Consider the following 16252-nt stretch of genomic DNA (forward strand, 5'->3'; position numbering starts at 1 on the left):
CCGGTCCGTGAACGAGACACGCACACGCATCGTCGAGGAGGCTCTCCACCTCGTGCGGATCAGAGGCTACGCATCAGTGAGCTACGCAGATCTCGAACGCGTCGTCGGCATCCGCAAGGCCAGCATCCATCACCACTTCCCGTCGAAGACCGACCTCGGGGTCGCGATGGTCCAGGTGTACAGCGCGCAGTTCCTCTCCCGGCTCCGCTCCGTCGGGGTTCGCCGGGCGGGGATCATCGGCCAGCTCTCGTTCTATGCAGGGCTGTACCGCGAAGCACTCGAACGCGGCGAGGCGTGCCTGTGCGGCACCCTCGCAGCGGAAGTCGTGCCTGAGAGCATCAGCAGCCGGGTCGCGGAGTTCTTCGCAGCCAATGTCGACTGGTTGGCTGCGCGCTTCACCGAAGGGGTGTCACTCGGCGAGATCGCTTCCGATGTCGATCCCCGTCGGAGTGCCCAGGCGTTCCTCGCGACGGTCCAGGGGGCAGCGCTCACCGCACGATCGTTGGGGGACGTCGAGGTGTTCAATGCGGCGATCGGCGCCACGATCCGTCAACTGCAGCCCGCTCGTGAGCGCGCGGAGGCGGGCGCGTCGTGACCGGCGACCAGCTCCGCCGATCGACGCGCCGGGTGTGGAAACGCATCGCGATCATCGGCGGCAGCATCATCGTCGTCCTCGGGACGGTCGCAGCCCTCATCGCCTCCGGAACCGTCTGGCCGAACGACCTCTTCGCCAAGGACTACGCCGTCAGGGGCGTCGACGTGTCCTCGTACCAGGGCACGATCGACTGGGGCGAGCTCTCGAAGGAGGGCATCGACTTCGCCTACATCAAATCGACTGAGGGCTCCGGCGACCAGGACGAGTACTTCGCCAGGAACTGGGACGCGGCCAACCGGACACATCTGCTCGTGGGTGCCTACCATTTCCTCAGTTTCGAGAGCTCGGGGGAGGCCCAGGCCGACAACATCATCACGACAGTGCCGAAGACCTCCGGCGCGCTGCCTGTTGTGGTCGACGTCGAGTTCTACGCCGACTTCTTCAGCAACCATCCGTCGCGCGAGCGCGTGCGGAGCATCCTCGACCCGCTCCTCGAACGACTCACGGAGTACTACGGCGTCCCGCCGATCCTGTACGCCACGCAGGAGCCCTACGACCTGTATCTGCGCGACGCGTATCCGAACGATCCGATCTGGATCCGGTCCGTCCTCACCCCGACCACGCTGTCCGATGGGCGTCCCTGGACCATGTGGCAATACAGCAATCGAGAGCGGCTTCGCGGCTACAGCGGTCCGGAGGAGTTCATCGACATGAATGTCTTCAGGGGCTCGCTGGAGGACCTGCGAAAGCTGACGGCGCCGTAGTCAGAGCGGGGCGGCGCGCGACCACGGCTGCCGGAGCAGCAGCAGCACTCGACGAGGCGGCCGCCCGCTCAGGCGTGGGCACCGGACCTCGTCAGTAGGCGGTGCGACCCTCCGCGGCGAGCCAGACCGCGAACGGCCGGAAGTGCTCGGCCGCCTCCTGCTGCTCGATGCGGACCTCCCAGCGGTCCCTGGGTGTGGCGAAGAGGTCGTAGAACGCGAGGTCGTCGAACCCGCCGGCCGCCGCATCGTGCCGGTCGGCTGCGAACACGATCCGATCGATGCGCGCCCAGAGCGCGGTGGACAGGCACATGGGGCAGGGCTCGCACGAACTGTAGAGAGTCGAGCCGGCGAGGGAGAAGTCGCCGAGTTCTCGGCAGGCGGCGCGGATCGCGGTCACCTCGGCGTGCGCGCTCGGGTCGTTGTCGCGTGTGACACGGTTCTGTCCCCGCCCGACGATGCGCCCGTCCCGCACGATGACGGCGCCGAACGGGCCGCCGCCATCGGCGATGTTCGCGGTCGCGAGGTCGATCGCGAGGGCCAGGTGAATGTGGTCGGTGGCGGCATCGGAGACGGGGTGAGCAGACATCCGTCCACGCTAGGAGCGGGGGAGAGGTCAGCCAATCGGTCGGCGGGATGATTGCGGTATCCAGCCGGGTGAAGTAACCGCGGTCGATGTCGTGCACGCGCACTAGGCTCGATCTGGATGCGTTCGCATGAGTCGGACGCGAGTGAGGGAGCGATGAGCGACGCAGGGGCCGCACAGGGCCGGGACGCAGACGGATCGGACGACGAGTCGGTCGACGCCCAGGATGCTGAACGTCTCGAGGAACGCCGCGTCGCGGCCGTCGAGCGTCTGCAGCTCGTCGACACCCCTGCCGAGGAACGCTTCGACCGCATCACCCGTGTCGCCCGCGAACTCTTCAACGTCCCCATCGCCGAGATCAATCTGATCAACGATCAGGACCAGTTCACGAAGTCGCCCCAGTACGGCGGCAGCGGGGCGAAGCGTCACCGCACCGAGTCCTTCTGCGACATCACCATCCAGCGCCCCGGCCTCCTCGTGGTGCCGGATGCGACGAAGGACGACCGGTTCTCCTGGCGCGACGTCGTGACGAGCGACCAGCACATTCGGTTCTACGCCGGTCGTCCGCTCTCCCTGGGCGAGGACCTGCGGGTCGGCACGCTCTGCATCGTCGACACCGAACCGCACGAGCTCGACGAGGAGGAGCTGCGTCTCTTCGAGGAGATGGGGCTCTGGGCGGAGCGGGAGCTGCTGGCGGACATCGACATCGACCGTGCGGCCGATGTGCAGCGTGGATTCCTGCCAGGTGGTCAGCCGTGCCCGCCGGAATACGCCGTCGCGGGCGTCAGCCTGCCGCACGGCGGTGTCGGCGGAGACTTCCACACCTGGACGGCGACCGATGACGGTTTCGAGTTCACCGTCGCCGACGTGATGGGCAAGGGCACGGCGGGCGCCATCCTCGCGACCGATGTCCGAGCGGCGTTCCTTGCCCGTGTCGGCGGCGATGTCGGCCGCACCGTGACGGAGGTCAACGCGCAGGTCGCACAGGACCTCGCGACGACGGGGAGTTTCGCGACGCTCGTGCATGCGCGGGTCGATCGCGCAGGGCGCCTCGACTATGCAGATGCCGGGCACGGACTCACGATCATCGTCCGGACGGACGGCGGCGTCGAACGCCTCGATTCGACCGGACTCCCGATCGGCATCCTCGACGACGGCGTCTGGACGACGCTCCAGACGGAGATCGCGCCGGGGGAGACCCTCGTGGTCTGCACCGACGGTGTACTTGACCTCTTCGACGGCACACTCGATTCACTCGACGGCGTCGCCCGTCTGGTCACGGCCGGGGGAGGTCCGGCGGCAATCGTCGAACGCCTCGTTGCGCTCTCGGACACGCAGCAGCGCTCGGACGACCTGACCGCCGTCGTCATCACACGCGCCGGCTGAGCCGAGCCGTCGCAACCGGCGGACCGACCGGCGGCTCGATCAGACCGCGCTGATCCTGCGGCGGCTGATCGTCCACCGGTTCACGCCGTCGACCCGGTCGTAGGCGAGGTCGTCGACGAGCGCCTGGATGAGGGCGATCCCACGACCGTCCTCCGCGAGCACGTCGGGCATCTCGACCGTGCGGAGCGCGAAGCCGCCGGCCTCCGCCGTGTCCTTGAGCGTCGCACGCAGCCCGTCGGCCTCGATGTCGACCGTCAGGACGCACGTCACACCGGAGCCGCCGTCCGCGTGCTGGATCACGTTCGCGGCCAGCTCAGCGATGGCTGTTTCGAACGCCATCCGGTCGAGCGCCGCGACGTCGTCGTGTTCCTCCCACAGCGCCTCCAGGAAGTCCTGGACGGTGTCGACGTCATCGGCTGGGGTGTTGAACCGCAGCGTGCGCTCAGTCACGGTAGGCCGCTTCCACCGACTCGTACGGGACGAGGATGCGATCCACGTTGGACAGGCTCAGCACCATGGAGACTTGTTCGGACGGTGCCGAGATGCGGACGTCGCCGCCGACCTGCCTCGCCGTCTTCAAGCACGCGATGAGGGCGCCGAGCCCGGCTGAATCCATAAACGTCACCTCGGCGAGGTCGATGACGACCTTCGAGCGCCCCTCGGCCAACGCCGAGACGACTGCACTCCGCAGCGCGGGCGCAGACACCATGTTGAGGCGTCCGTCGAGGCGGAAGGCGACGATGTCCTCGCCGATCGGTTCGGTGGTGACTGCCATCGTGTGTTGCACTCCTTCATCGGCTGGATCCGCGCATCGTGGACCAGGATCGATGTTAGCGCCGAGGGTGTCGGAGTGTCGGATCCACGCCGCCCGAACAGGGGACACCACACCGCCCATTCGTCCTAGACTTGACGGTGGACGGCGCGTCGGTACGGTCCCGAGATCGCTGGACCGAGCACGCCGTGTGGAGAAGGAGACCAGGATGTCGGACGCGAACCCGGCGATCGCTCGCATCGTGAACCAGTGGCCGCGCGTCGATGTCGTGCTGAGCGACGCCATCCAGAACGACTCGTACTTCCATCTGGAAGGGCCGGACGGTGGAACGCTCTACCTGAACGCCGAGACGATCGCCTACGTCGCATCGCTGCCCGGATGGCAGGGCCGCGTCGTCACGAGCGAGGGACTCCCTGAACTCTGACGACGGGAGCTTGTGCCCGGACCGGGCGCGTGTGAGAGTTATCCCGTGTTGACGAGTAGCTTCAGCGGCCGCACCACCGGCCGCGCATGACAGAGACAGCTCCGGCCGGATCACCCACGACGAAGCCGACCGCCCCGCGCGCGTCATGGCTGGCCCTCGTCGTCCTGCTCCTGGGCATGTTCATGGCCCTGCTGGACACGACGATCGTCAACGTCGCCCTCCCGACCATCAGGACGACCCTCGACGCCTCGGAGTCCACGCTCTCGTGGATCATCTCCGGCTACGCGCTCGCCTACGGTCTGGCGCTCATCCCGGCCGGCCGCCTCGGCGACCGCTACGGCCACAAGTGGATCTTCTTCTCCGGACTCGCGCTCTTCACCGCTGCGAGCCTCGCGTGCGGCCTGGCGCAGGACAGCACCCAGCTCATCGTGTTCCGAGTGGTGCAGGGGCTCGCCGGCGGCATCTTCTTCCCGGCCGTGACGGCGTTCATCCAACTGTTGTTCGTCGGCAAGGTCCGTGGGCGCGCCTTCGCGATCATGGGCGCCGTCATCGGCGTCTCGACGGCGCTCGGCCCGCTGCTCGGCGGGCTCATCATCGAAGCGTTCGGCGACACGAGCGGGTGGCGGCTCGTGTTCGGCGTCAACCTGCCGATCGGTGTCGTCGCGCTCATCGCCGCCGTGTTCCTGCTTCCCCGCAAGTCCGATGCGAGCACGGCGGCAGGCGGCGTCGACTGGCTCGGGCTGCTCCTCATCTCCGCCGGCCTCGTCGCGATCCTCGTGCCACTCATCGAGGGGCAGGATGAGGGCTGGCCGCTCTGGACCTACCTGTCGCTCACCGGTGGTGTGCTGCTCATCGTCCTGTTCGCCCTCTGGGAACTCTCGGTCGCCAGGCGCGACGGCAATCCGCTCGTCCCGCCGCACCTGTTCTCGCACGCGGCGTTCACAGGCGGGACGATCCTCGCGCTCGTCTACTTCGCCGCCTTCACGAGCATCTTCTTCACGATCTCGATCTTCTGGCAGACGGGACTCGGGCATACGGCACTCGAATCCGGTCTTGTGTCGATCCCGTTCGCGCTTGGCAGCATCCTCGGCGCCTCGCAGAGCGATCGCCTGGCCACGAGGCTCGGCCGGTCGGTGCTCGTCACGGGTGTCGGCATGGTCACGATCGGACTCGTCGCGCTGTGGATAGTCCTGTCGACGGTCCCGGTCGAAGACCTCACCAACTGGGCGCTCCTCGGACCGCTGCTCGTCGCCGGTATCGGCAGCGGCCTGTTCATCGCACCCAACGCGCAGTTCATCGTCGCAACGGTCGACCGTCGTGAGGCCGGGGCGGCCAGCGGCGTGATCGGGACGATGCAGCGGCTCGGCAGCGCCATCGGCATCGCGGTCGTCGGCAGTGTCTTCTTCGGCACCCTCGACGTGGTCAAGCCGACGGCGGCCCAGATCGCGAAAGCGACGAAGGAGCATGCCGCGGCGGGCGGTCAGGCCGTCAAGGACGCCATCACGGACATCGCGCAGCACAATGTCGCCGTCGCGTTCGGGCACAGCGCGGCGGCTGCCCTCGCGGTCAGCGCCGCCTTCGCGCTCGTCGCGTTCCTGCTCGTGTTCGCACTGCCGAAGAAGATCGATCGCGGCTGGTAGACGGGATCGTTCAGCCGGCGGGTTCGCTGAGCGTTTCGAGTTCGCGGCGCAGTTCGTCGCGGCTGGACACGCCGAGTTTCCGGTAGACGTTCCGCAAGTGGTTGTCGACGGTCCGCACCGAGACACCGAGGTGTTCTGCGATCTCCTTGCTGCGCTGGCGCCCCGCGGCCGCTGACGCGACCGTCCATTCACGCTTGGTCAGCGCGAACGAGCCGTCGTCGCCCTCCGCCCCGCGCGGATACGGGTCCCGGCCGCTCAGATGCCGGCTCCACTCCGCCGCCAGCAGGGTCGCGCGCCGTGCCTGCCGTTCGTCGCCGAGGGCCTTCGCGATCCCGGCAGCGTCCTTCGCCGCGGTCGCAGCACCGGCATGGAGCCCGGCCGCGCCGAGCCGGGCGGCGGCATCGAGGAGCGCGGCCGCATCGCGATTCGCGGCGGCTTCCGCATGTTCGAGGAGGATCACCATCAGGTCACTCGTCGTCGCGTCGACGATCGTGCGCAGCGGCTCGACGACCGCTTCCGCTGCACCGAAATGCACGGCGAGCGATGCCGTCAGCCCGGAGAGGGAGTAATAGTTCGCGGCGATGCCACGATCGACCGCCGTCCGGATCACCTCGACCGCCTCGGGAAGCCGCCCGTCGTGCATCAGTCGCCACGCCTCAGCCTCGGCGATCTGCAGGCGAGTCACGGCGAAGTCCCGAGCGGCCGGCTCGATGGAGGCGAGCGACTTCGCTGCGAGGGTGTGCTGCCCAAGCCTCGCCGCAGCGGTGGCATGGATGGCCTTCGCGGCGCCGACGGCCCCGACGAAGTCCCGCCAGGACAACTGCCCGACGGCGCGGGCGGCGATGTCGAGGGCTTCCTGTGTGCGTCCGGCGTGCAGTGTCATCAGCGCGATGCCGTAGTTCCACATCCCGACGGCTTCCGCCAGACCGTCGCCACGCTGCCTGATGGCGAACGCGAGGCTCTCGTCGATGCGACCGTCGAGTGATTCGGTGAGGAACCAGCCGAAGTCGAGGATGGGGCCGCTCGTCCGCTTCATGGCGCCGACGGTCTCCGTGAGTGCACTGGCGGCCTGCATGGCGGCGCGGGCCGTGACGAGGTCGCCGGCGAAGATCGATGCGGTGAGCCGATAGAGCTCGGCGTCGAGCATCGAAGCCGCGTCGTCCGGGTCGGCGATGTGCTGGGTCGCGTGTGCGGCAGGGTCGCCGGACATCAACCGCCAGTTCGTGATGTTGGAGACGAGGAACTCCCTGGCCCTGGACTCCGTCATCCGGTCGACGACCGACATCCCGAGCCGGACGGCCCCGACCACATGCTGGCGCCGCATCGACAGGTGGTAGCCGTGTCGCACCGTGACGTGCGCGAGGACCGTGTCGTTCTCGGCCATCTCGGCAGCACGGGCGAACGCGACATCGGCCTCGTCCAACAATCCGGCGGCCGACAGCGAGTCCGCGTGCACGAGCCGTGCATCCGCGACGGCCGGCTCTCCGTCCTGCTCGGAGCGTTCGATCGACGCCGCCGAGAGCTTCACGGTCAGCGCGTGGTCGGCGAGACCGTGGGCGTGACGCGCCGCCCACGCCAGTTCCGCCGCGGTCGGCAGAGCGACGGTGTGGGTGTGCTCGACGTCGCCGAGGCGTTCCGTCGTCTCGGCCAGGAGACAGATCGAGACGAAGCGGTGGTCGGCGCGGGTGCTGTTGCGCAGGATGTCCGCGGCCGTGAACCGCCGCTCGTCCCGTTCCTCCTCCGACAGCAGACTCAGCACGGTCTCGGCGAACAGCGGATGCGCGAGGTAGACCTCGCCGTCGGCCGCCCTGGCGATGAGCCCGGTCTGGTCGAGACGCGCGAGCAGGGCTCGATCAGGCAGGAGCTCCTCCGGCCACGGTTCGGCGACGGCGATGAGCTCGGCGAGCGCCCGCGACGGCGCGTCGAGCGCACGGAACCGCAGCGCGAGTGTCTCACGGAGCCGATCTGGCAGTGCGGCGGCGTCGATTACCAGACCGGATCGACCGTCGTGCACGGCGCCGGTCCGCGTCGCCGCCAGCACGAGCTCCCGCAGGAAGAGGGGATTGCCCGCAGCTCGATCGACGATCGTCTTGAGACTCGACGGCTCGACGATCGCCCCGAGCGCGCGCTGGACCAGATCGCCGGCCGCGCGGGTGTCGATTCCGGTCTGCTCGACCACATCGACGAGTCCCTCGTCCTGCAGCCGCAGGAGCGGACCCGCGAGTTCGTGTTCCGTCCGGACCGTCATCACGCACGGGATGCGGTAGACGCGGATGAGCTGGTACAGCGCGCTCGCCGAGACGTCGTCGAGCATCGGTCCGTCATCGACGATGAGCACCTGGCCGCCGCGCGCCGCCGCGGTGATCGAGAACAGCCGCTGCAGCCGTTCGTCGGTCGGTTCTTCGATGGGAGCGCCGGTCGCGGCGAGGAGCGGGGCGAGGGCGCCGAGCGGGACATCGCGCAGCTCCGGCATACCGACGACGTAGAGGGCTGTGAACCCCTCGGCCTCGAGCGCTGCGGCGATCGCGGCGGCGTGGGTGGATTTTCCGATGCCGCTCGGCCCGAGGATGAGCTGTACACGGCCGCTCTTCGTCCTGATCTGTTCGACGAGTCGGTCGCGCAGTGATTCGTCGATGACGATCGGCCATTCCATGTCGCGGGTCTCCATGGTGAGCGTGTCTCCGGCCGGGGCGATTCCGGAGCCGCACCAGCTGCTCTGACTGGGCGTGGAGACGAGTGTATCGCCGCGTCAGAGCTCGGAGTTCCCGAGGTTCGTTCCCGGTGCGCTAACGTCTTCGGAATGACCACGCCTACCGCCGAACCGGAGGTCACGGCACGAGCCGCATCCTCCTCAGCCGAGTCCCTTCCCGGATCGGATCTCCACACCGCGGCGTTGGCCGTGTTCGAGACGATGTATCGCGGATACCTGGACCGGGACACCGCACGGATCGACGCATTGCTCGATGACGGGTTCACGATGTTCGACTCCGCGTCGTTCTCGCTCGTCGTCGGATTCGAGGAACTCGCCGTCCTGCGCGGCGGTCGCGGCGCATCGTCATCCGGCGTCACAGAGACCGGACTGCTGATCCAGGACTTCCGCGTCTTCGAACGCGGCGCCGATGTTCTCGCCTGCTTCGTCCTGGAGGTCACGATGGCCGCCGCAGACGGTTCGCCCGTCGATTCCGAACTGTCGCGGAACACCGCCTGGTTGACACGTCGGACACACGGGCTGGGGATCAGGCACATCCACGAGGACGTCTGGCGGCCGGCGGGGGAGTAGCCGTCCTCACCGTCCGACCGGACGCGGTGCACCGTCTCCGCGCCTCGTCGCAGGCGACCCGATGGCTGCGTGATCTCCCCCTTGGGGGACATTAGGCCGACAGCTGACTGATAGTCTGGAGTTCCAAGGCCACCGTCAACCCGGGAGACCTGCATGGCGACTATCCTCATCGTTTTCGCCGCGATCGCCGTCCTCACACCGCTGCTCACGCGGTGGCTGTCGACACGCGTCTTCGCGGTCATCGCGCTCATTCCCGCAGCGGCATTCATCTGGACGCTGCTCCAGGGCGGCGCGGTCCAGAACGGTGGCGTCGTCGCCGAGACCTTCGAATGGATCCCTCAACTGGGGATCTCGTTGTCCTTCCGCATGGACACCCTCGCCTGGCTCCTGTCCCTGGTGGTGACCGGCGTCGGCGCTCTCGTCCTGCTGTACTGCGCCAGATACTTCTCCAAGGACGAACCCGGCCTCGGACGCTTCGCCGCGCTCCTCCTCGCCTTCGCCGGCACGATGTTCGGTCTCGTCACGGCCGACGACATCGTCGTGATGTTCATGTTCTGGGAGATCACGAGCGTCCTCTCCTACCTCCTGATCGGTCACTACACCGGCCGGAAGGAGAGCCGAGGCGCCGCGCTGCAAGCACTCCTCGTCACGACCTTCGGCGGTCTTGTGATGCTCGTCGGCGTGGTCATGATCTCCGTGCAGGCCGGGACGACCTCGCTGTCCTCGATCGTGGACCAGTCGCTCACCGGCCCGGCCACAACGACCGCGATCCTCCTGATCCTCGTCGGCGCGATCTCGAAGTCGGCGCTCGTCCCGTTCCACTTCTGGCTCCCTGCCGCGATGGCGGCGCCCACCCCGGTGAGCGCGTACCTGCACGCAGCGGCGATGGTGAAGGCCGGCATCTACCTCGTCGCCCGCCTGGCGCCCGGATACGCGGACACGCCAGGGTGGACCGAAGTCCTCGTCGGGCTCGGCGTGTTCACGATGCTCGTGGGCGCGTGGCGCTCGCTCCGCCAGTACGACCTCAAACTGATCCTCGCGTACGGCACCGTCAGCCAGCTCGGCTTCCTCATGGTGATCTCCGGCTACGGGACCCGCGACTCCGCGCTCGCCGCCGTCGCTCTGCTGCTCGCCCACGCGATCTACAAGGCCACGCTGTTCCTCGTGGTCGGCATCATCGACCACAATGCGGGAACCCGTGACTGGCGGCACCTGTCCGGCATCGGGAGGCAGGCGCCCGTCCTCGCCGTCGTCGCCGGCATCGCCGTCGCATCGATGGCCGGATTGCCGCCGCTGTTCGGTTTCGTCGCGAAGGAAGCCGTCTTCACCTCGCTGCTCGAAGACGCGATGCACGGCGCCGTGTGGGGCTGGGTCGCGATCATCGGAACGGCCGTCGGGTCGATCCTCACCGTCGCGTACAGCGCCCGCTTCTTCTGGGGAGCCTTCGCGTCCCGCCGCAACGCGGAACCGACCAAGCTCCACCAGGACCACGCGGACATCATCGTCGCCCCGGCCATCCTCTCGGCTGCGACCGTGGTCCTCGGCTTCCTGGCCGGCCCGATCGACTCGCTGCTCACGCCCTACGCCGACACGCTCGGCGAAGGCCACTACCACCTCGCCCTCTGGCACGGTTTCGAGCCTGCGCTCGGGATCTCCGCCGTCGTCGTCCTGCTCGGACTGGCGTTGTTCTGGAAGCGGATCCCGGTCGCCAGGTTCCAGGACCGCGTGCCGCCGCTCCTCGACGCGTCGCGCGGCTACTGGTCGAGCATGCAGTTCGTCGACCGGCTCTCCGCGAAGGTCACGCTGTTCGCGCAGCGCGGTGGTCTGGTCCAGTACCTCTCCACGATCCTCGTCGTGTTCGTGCTGACGCTCGGAACGATCGCTCTCGTCGGTCGCGCCTGGCCGGCCGAGATCCGACTGTGGGACTACCCGGCGCAGGTTGCGATCGCCTTCGCGATGGCCGCGGCCTCGATCGCCGCCGCCCGTGCGAAGCAGCGGATGACCGCCGTCCTCCTCGTCGGTGTCACCGGCTTCGGGCTCGTCGCGCTGTTCGCGCTGCACGGCGCGCCGGACCTCGCGCTCACGCAGGCGCTCGTCGAGACGATCACCGTCGTGGTGTTCGTGCTCGTCCTGCGGCGCCTCCCGACGCGGATCGCCCAGCACAACAAGCCGGTCCGCCGCGTCCGCCGCATCATCATCGGCGTGTTCACGGGTGTCGTGATGGGCGCCATCGGCCTCATCGCGTTCGGCGCCAGGCAGGCGGAGAGCATCGCACGGGAACTCCCTCGACTCGCCTATGAGGAGGGCCACGCCCGGAACATCGTCAACGTGATGCTCGTGGACATCCGCGGGTGGGACACGATGGGGGAGATCTCGGTCCTCGTGGTCGTCGCCACCGGCATCGCGAGCCTCATCTTCGTCTCGCAGCGTGGGGCGGCCGTTCCGCGCCTGAGCGGCGCCCGCAGCCGTCGCTCGCCCAAGGCGCGGGCGCAGGTCGTCGCCGATCCGCACATCGGGGAGAAGCGCGAAGCCGTCGGCCGTCACTCCTGGCTCCTCGGCGGGCGGGCGATCGCCGAGGCGAACCGTTCGATCCTCCTCGAAGTGCTCGTCCGCCTGCTCTTCCACCCGGCGATCATCGTCTCGGTGTTCCTGCTCTTCGTCGGTCACAACGAGCCGGGCGGTGGATTCGCCGGCGGGCTGTTGGCCGGTCTCGCACTCGTGTTCCGCTACCTCGCGGGCGGGCGGTACGAACTCGGCGAAGCCGTGCCGATCGATGCAGGCAAAGTCCTCGGCCTCGGTCTGTTCCTCTCGGTCGGGACCGCGGCCGGCGCGCTCATCTTCGGCGGCGAAGCGCTCGAATCCGCCTACTTCGCAACCGACGTGCCGATCCTCGGACACCTGTCCTTCGGCACCTCCACCATCTTCGACATCGGCGTGTACCTCGTGGTCGTCGGGCTCGCGCTCGACATCCTGCGAAGTCTCGGAGCCGAAGTCGACCGGCAACAGGACGAGGCCGACATCGACGAACAGAGCACGGACGAGTTCAGCCCGAGCGAGGTGGCACGATGAGCGCATCCCTCACCCTCGTGATCCTCATGGCCGTGATGTACGGCACTGGCGTCTACGTCATGCTCGAGCGCAGCCTCACCCGGTTCCTGATCGGCTTCATCCTGGTCGGCAACGCGACGAACCTCCTCATCCTCATCATGAGCGGTGCGAGCGGTTCGGCGCCCATCGTCACCGACGGATCCGACGCGGACATGGTCGACCCGGTCCCGCAGGTGCTGATGCTCACGGCCATCGTGATCAACTTCGGCGTCACGGCGTTCATCCTCGCCCTGATCTACCGCACCTGGTGGCTCGCGCAGCTCGGCGACGAGGGCGACACGCTCGGCGACGAGCACGAGCACGACACCGAGGAGGCGACGGAGGCGGTCTTCCACCAGGTCGACGTCGACGACGAAGCCATCCAACGGGTGCTCGATGAGAGCAACGAGCACAGCGACGACGAACACAACCAACCGGTTCCGTCCGACACCAGACCCGCCGCACCGACCACGAAGGGAGACGACGCATGAACGCCCTCGTCCCACTCGTGGTGATGATCCCGCTGCTCGCGGCGGCGGCGACGCTCATCTTCAGCCACCGCCGACGCCTGCAGGTCGCGATCAGCGTCATCGCGTTGACCTCGGTCACGATCATCAGCGCGGTGCTGCTCGTCCTCGTGGACTCCGTCGGCACGATCGTCGTCCAGCTGGGCGGCTGGTCGCCGCCGTGGGGCATCGTCCTCGTGGTCGACCGGTTGTCCGCCATCATGCTGCTCATCTCGGCGCTGATGCTGCTCGGCGTCCTCGTGTTCGCCATCGGTCAAGGCATCGCGGACGGCGACAGCGAGACCCCCGTCTCGATCTTCCACCCCAGCTACCTCGTGCTGGCGGCTGGACTGTTCGACGCGTTCGTCGCCGGCGACCTGTTCAACATGTACGTCGGGTTCGAGATGCTGTTGGCTGCGAGCTATGTGCTGCTGACGCTCGGCGGGACCGGCGCCCGCATCAGGGCGGGTGTGACGTACATCGTCATCAGCCTCATGTCCTCGCTGCTGTTCGTGGCATCGATCGCCCTCATCTACGGGGCGACGGGGACCGTCACGATCGCCCTGATCGCTGAACGGGTCAAGGACCTGCCGATGGACGTGCAAGCGATCCTGTGCGCTGCGCTCCTGCTCGGCTTCGCGGTCAAGGCCGCTGTCTTCCCGCTCTCCTTCTGGCTGCCCGACTCCTACCCGACGGCCCCGGCGCCGGTCACCGCGGTCTTCGCCGGCTTGCTGACGAAGGTCGGCGTGTACGCGATCATCCGCACCGACACGCTGATGTTCAAGGACGTGCCGCTCACCGTCCCATTGATGGTGGTCGCGTTCTTCACGTTGCTGATCGGGATATTCGGCGCCGTCGCCCAGGCGGACATCAAACGATTGCTGTCGTTCACCCTCGTGAGCCACATCGGCTACATGATCTTCGGCATCGCCGTCGGCGGGGTGCTCGGCACTGCCGCGACCGTGTACTACATCGTGCACCACATCGTGGTCCAGACCACGCTCTTCCTCACGACGGGCCTCGTCGAACGCGTGGGAGGGACGACGTCGATCTCCAGACTCGGCGGCATCCTCAAGGCGTCGCCCATCGTCGCGGTCCTGTTCTTCCTCGGAGCGATGAACCTCGGCGGCATCCCGCCGTTCTCCGGATTCCTCGGCAAGGTCGCGCTCTTCCAAGCGGGCGTCCAGGCCGGCGACCCGCTGACCTACGTGCTCATCGCCGCCGGCGCCGCGACCTCCCTCCTGACGCTGTACGCCCTCGCCCGCGTGTGGAACATGGGCTTCTGGCGCCGCAAGAGCGAAGTCGCCGGCTACCAGTCGCCGCTCCTCGACCAACTCGCCGAGAGCCCGGAGGACGAGGGCGGAACCGTCGCCACCAAGACGATCTCGCGTCCGATGGTCGGTGCGACGACCGGCATGGTCGTGCTGACGGTCGCGCTCACGGTGTTCGCCGGTCCGTTGTTCGGCCTCTCCACACGTGCAGCTGAGGACATCGTGCATCCGAGCACCTACATCGATGCCGTGTTCCCCGACGGAACGGAGCACCTCGGATGACCCAACCGACTCGCCGCCGCGCGATCATCAGCCACCTGCTCCTGCAGGCCGGGCTCGTCCTGCTCTGGTGCCTCCTGTGGGGCAGCTTCGACCTCCTGACGATCCTCACCGGCATCGTCCTGGCCATCCTCGTCTCCGCGTTCTTCTATCTGCCGGCGGTGGAACTGAGCGGTCGGTTCAACCTGTGGCGGAGCTTCCTCTTCCTGGCGAAGCTGCTGCTCGACATCGTTCGTGCGTCGGCCGAGATCGCCTGGCTCGTGCTCAAGCCGACGTACCGGCCGAGCAACGCCATCATCGGTGTGCGCCTGCGCACCCGCTCGGACCTCATCATGAGCTGGACGGCCGAGGCGGTCTCGATCGTGCCCGGTTCGATCGTGGTCGATCTCGACCGCTCGACCTCGACGCTGTACCTGCACGCGCTCGATGTGCGCGACGACGCCGACATCGACCGGGTAGTCGGGGAGGTGCTCAGCACCGAACGGCGCCTGATCCTCGCGATCGGCTCCCGTGTCGAGGCCGACGCGCTGCGGGCGTCGAAGGGCGTTCCGCATCCGCCATACGTGCCGACCGTGGCGGCCAGGCCTGAATCACCACGCCAATCCGGACAGACAGGAACGGAGGAACCATGACCGTCGTCATCGTCATCGCCACGGTGTTGTTCGCCGCAGCCGCCCTCGCGGCCGTGTACCGGATCGTCCGCGGCCCCAGCCTCCTCGACCGGGTCATCGCCTCCGACGTCCTCGTCGCGACCGTGATGTGCGCGATCGGTGCTGAGATGGCCATCAACCATCACACCGACGGCCTCCCGGTGCTGTTGGCACTCGCGATGTTCGCGATCGTCGGCTCCGTCAGCGTCGCGCGCTTTATGTCGAAGCAGGACGACGCATGACCGGCGATGTGATCGGCGACGTCGTGACCGCGGCGCTCGTGCTCGTCGGCGCGATCATGTGCTTCGCAGCCGGGGTCGGCCTGCTGCGCTTCCCAGACGTCCTGTCCAGGTTGCACGCGGCCACCAAACCGCAGATCCTCGGCCTCATCGCGATCGTGGCGGACGTCGCCGTCTCCAACCCGTCGATCGGCACCGTGACGCTCGCGATCGCGATCGTCGTGTTCCAGGCGCTCACGGCCCCCATCTCCGCGCACATGGTGGCGCGGGCGGCGTACCGCAGCGGCAACATGGACCCGAAGATCCTCATCCGTGACGAATTGCGGGGCCGCGAAGAGGCGAATCGTCCCGATCACCCGGGACACACCGCCGAATAAGTGGTTTGATTGCACTCACACCGGGGAACCAGTGGAACGGACGGCTTCGTCCTACCGCAAGGAGACCACATGGGTACGCTCAACTATGCAGGATCGTCATTCGAGTTCGACGACCGGACGCTCGCACACCTGAAGATCATCATCGTTCAGAAGCTCCGTCGCCGCGAGAGCTTCATCCTGTCCTGGCAGCATCACACGGAGAACGGCGGCGGTCGCAGTTCCATCTGGATCACCGATGGAGCACCCATCTACTTCAAGTTCCACGGGAGCAAGTCGGTGTCGCTCAATCGGGAATGGCTCGATCGGATGATGTCGACGACGCACACGGTGTACGGCCTCGTGCTCGACGACACCCCGGAGCACGTGCCCGACGTGCCACAACGACGAACGGACGCGTGA

Annotated in this window: 17 protein-coding genes; 13 read left to right on the forward strand and 4 right to left on the reverse strand. The window is 67.7% G+C overall.

Going from position 1 to position 16252, the window contains the following annotated elements; all coding sequences use genetic code 11:
* The first annotated feature begins 7 nt into the window (after positions 1–7).
* Together ACL9RL_RS07190 and ACL9RL_RS07195 are read left to right on the forward strand one after the other, a co-directional pair.
* Positions 8–595, forward strand: a complete 588-nt coding sequence (locus ACL9RL_RS07190) for a TetR/AcrR family transcriptional regulator (RefSeq protein WP_422779526.1) — start codon at positions 8–10, stop codon at positions 593–595.
* The gene (locus ACL9RL_RS07195) at positions 592–1359 is read left to right on the forward strand and encodes a GH25 family lysozyme (protein ID WP_422779527.1); all 768 of its coding nucleotides are present in this window, start codon (positions 592–594) and stop codon (positions 1357–1359) included. The genes ACL9RL_RS07190 and ACL9RL_RS07195 overlap by 4 nt, the downstream gene beginning before the upstream one ends.
* Positions 1360–1450: 91 nt before the next feature.
* On the opposite strand, the gene ACL9RL_RS07200 is transcribed toward ACL9RL_RS07195, so the two are convergent.
* Entirely contained in the window at positions 1451–1945 is a 495-nt protein-coding gene (locus ACL9RL_RS07200) for a nucleoside deaminase (RefSeq protein ID WP_422779528.1), read from the reverse strand.
* Positions 1946–2098: 153 nt separating this feature from the next.
* On the opposite strand from ACL9RL_RS07200, the gene ACL9RL_RS07205 reads away from it, so the two are divergent.
* Positions 2099–3328: a PP2C family protein-serine/threonine phosphatase gene (locus tag ACL9RL_RS07205; protein WP_422779529.1), complete on the forward strand. Its 1230-nt coding sequence runs from the start codon at positions 2099–2101 to the stop codon at positions 3326–3328.
* Between the two features lie 39 nt (positions 3329–3367).
* Here ACL9RL_RS07205 and ACL9RL_RS07210 read toward each other — a convergent pair whose 3' ends face one another.
* The gene (locus ACL9RL_RS07210) at positions 3368–3778 is read right to left on the reverse strand and encodes an ATP-binding protein (protein WP_422779530.1); all 411 of its coding nucleotides are present in this window, start codon (positions 3776–3778) and stop codon (positions 3368–3370) included.
* A complete protein-coding gene (locus ACL9RL_RS07215) occupies positions 3771–4103 on the reverse strand; it encodes an STAS domain-containing protein (RefSeq protein WP_422779531.1) in 333 nt (110 codons plus the stop codon). The genes ACL9RL_RS07210 and ACL9RL_RS07215 overlap by 8 nt, the downstream gene beginning before the upstream one ends.
* A gap of 205 nt (positions 4104–4308) precedes the next feature.
* Between ACL9RL_RS07215 and ACL9RL_RS07220 the strand changes: the two genes are divergently transcribed.
* Both ACL9RL_RS07220 and ACL9RL_RS07225 read left to right on the forward strand, forming a co-directional pair.
* Complete coding sequence (locus ACL9RL_RS07220) at positions 4309–4524, forward strand: hypothetical protein (protein ID WP_422779532.1); 216 nt, start codon at positions 4309–4311, stop codon at positions 4522–4524.
* 86 nt (positions 4525–4610) lie between these two features.
* Positions 4611–6164, forward strand: coding sequence for a DHA2 family efflux MFS transporter permease subunit (locus ACL9RL_RS07225; RefSeq protein ID WP_422779533.1), 1554 nt, complete (start codon positions 4611–4613; stop codon positions 6162–6164).
* Between the two features lie 10 nt (positions 6165–6174).
* On the opposite strand, the gene ACL9RL_RS07230 is transcribed toward ACL9RL_RS07225, so the two are convergent.
* Positions 6175–8817 carry a LuxR C-terminal-related transcriptional regulator gene (locus tag ACL9RL_RS07230; protein WP_422779534.1) on the reverse strand — a complete coding sequence of 881 codons (2643 nt, stop codon included), beginning with the start codon at positions 8815–8817 and terminating at the stop codon, positions 6175–6177.
* A gap of 147 nt (positions 8818–8964) precedes the next feature.
* Here ACL9RL_RS07230 and ACL9RL_RS07235 point away from each other — a divergent pair, with 147 nt between their 5' ends.
* The 8 genes from ACL9RL_RS07235 (at position 8965) to ACL9RL_RS07270 (ending at position 16252) form a co-directional block, all read left to right on the forward strand.
* The gene (locus ACL9RL_RS07235; RefSeq protein WP_422779535.1) at positions 8965–9444 is read left to right on the forward strand and encodes a hypothetical protein; all 480 of its coding nucleotides are present in this window, start codon (positions 8965–8967) and stop codon (positions 9442–9444) included.
* Positions 9445–9597: 153 nt separating this feature from the next.
* Positions 9598–12513, forward strand: a complete 2916-nt coding sequence (locus tag ACL9RL_RS07240; protein ID WP_422779536.1) for a Na+/H+ antiporter subunit A — start codon at positions 9598–9600, stop codon at positions 12511–12513.
* Positions 12510–13022, forward strand: coding sequence for a sodium:proton antiporter (locus ACL9RL_RS07245; protein WP_422779537.1), 513 nt, complete (start codon positions 12510–12512; stop codon positions 13020–13022). The genes ACL9RL_RS07240 and ACL9RL_RS07245 overlap by 4 nt, the downstream gene beginning before the upstream one ends.
* Complete coding sequence (locus ACL9RL_RS07250; protein WP_422779538.1) at positions 13019–14590, forward strand: Na+/H+ antiporter subunit D; 1572 nt, start codon at positions 13019–13021, stop codon at positions 14588–14590. The genes ACL9RL_RS07245 and ACL9RL_RS07250 overlap by 4 nt, the downstream gene beginning before the upstream one ends.
* The gene (locus ACL9RL_RS07255; protein ID WP_422779539.1) at positions 14587–15219 is read left to right on the forward strand and encodes a Na+/H+ antiporter subunit E; all 633 of its coding nucleotides are present in this window, start codon (positions 14587–14589) and stop codon (positions 15217–15219) included. Before ACL9RL_RS07250 ends, ACL9RL_RS07255 begins: the two co-directional genes overlap by 4 nt.
* Entirely contained in the window at positions 15216–15479 is a 264-nt protein-coding gene (locus ACL9RL_RS07260) for a monovalent cation/H+ antiporter complex subunit F (protein WP_422779540.1), read from the forward strand. The genes ACL9RL_RS07255 and ACL9RL_RS07260 overlap by 4 nt, the downstream gene beginning before the upstream one ends.
* Complete coding sequence (gene mnhG, locus ACL9RL_RS07265) at positions 15476–15853, forward strand: monovalent cation/H(+) antiporter subunit G (protein ID WP_422779541.1); 378 nt, start codon at positions 15476–15478, stop codon at positions 15851–15853. The genes ACL9RL_RS07260 and mnhG overlap by 4 nt, the downstream gene beginning before the upstream one ends.
* A gap of 69 nt (positions 15854–15922) precedes the next feature.
* Positions 15923–16252, forward strand: coding sequence for a hypothetical protein (locus tag ACL9RL_RS07270; RefSeq protein ID WP_422779542.1), 330 nt, complete (start codon positions 15923–15925; stop codon positions 16250–16252).

The organism is Plantibacter sp. Mn2098, assembly GCF_049319745.1.
GTDB lineage: Bacteria > Actinomycetota > Actinomycetes > Actinomycetales > Microbacteriaceae > Plantibacter.

Coding starts and splice junctions, on each gene's coding strand:
- ACL9RL_RS07200 (WP_422779528.1), bottom strand. CDS start 1,945: ATGTCTGCTCACCCCGTCTCCGATGCCGCCACCGACCACATTCACCTG.
- ACL9RL_RS07205 (WP_422779529.1), top strand. CDS start 2,099: ATGAGCGACGCAGGGGCCGCACAGGGCCGGGACGCAGACGGATCGGAC.
- ACL9RL_RS07215 (WP_422779531.1), bottom strand. CDS start 4,103: ATGGCAGTCACCACCGAACCGATCGGCGAGGACATCGTCGCCTTCCGC.
- ACL9RL_RS07220 (WP_422779532.1), top strand. CDS start 4,309: ATGTCGGACGCGAACCCGGCGATCGCTCGCATCGTGAACCAGTGGCCG.
- ACL9RL_RS07225 (WP_422779533.1), top strand. CDS start 4,611: ATGACAGAGACAGCTCCGGCCGGATCACCCACGACGAAGCCGACCGCC.
- ACL9RL_RS07230 (WP_422779534.1), bottom strand. CDS start 8,817: ATGGAATGGCCGATCGTCATCGACGAATCACTGCGCGACCGACTCGTC.
- ACL9RL_RS07235 (WP_422779535.1), top strand. CDS start 8,965: ATGACCACGCCTACCGCCGAACCGGAGGTCACGGCACGAGCCGCATCC.
- ACL9RL_RS07240 (WP_422779536.1), top strand. CDS start 9,598: ATGGCGACTATCCTCATCGTTTTCGCCGCGATCGCCGTCCTCACACCG.
- ACL9RL_RS07245 (WP_422779537.1), top strand. CDS start 12,510: ATGAGCGCATCCCTCACCCTCGTGATCCTCATGGCCGTGATGTACGGC.
- ACL9RL_RS07250 (WP_422779538.1), top strand. CDS start 13,019: ATGAACGCCCTCGTCCCACTCGTGGTGATGATCCCGCTGCTCGCGGCG.
- ACL9RL_RS07255 (WP_422779539.1), top strand. CDS start 14,587: ATGACCCAACCGACTCGCCGCCGCGCGATCATCAGCCACCTGCTCCTG.
- ACL9RL_RS07260 (WP_422779540.1), top strand. CDS start 15,216: ATGACCGTCGTCATCGTCATCGCCACGGTGTTGTTCGCCGCAGCCGCC.
- mnhG (WP_422779541.1), top strand. CDS start 15,476: ATGACCGGCGATGTGATCGGCGACGTCGTGACCGCGGCGCTCGTGCTC.
- ACL9RL_RS07270 (WP_422779542.1), top strand. CDS start 15,923: ATGGGTACGCTCAACTATGCAGGATCGTCATTCGAGTTCGACGACCGG.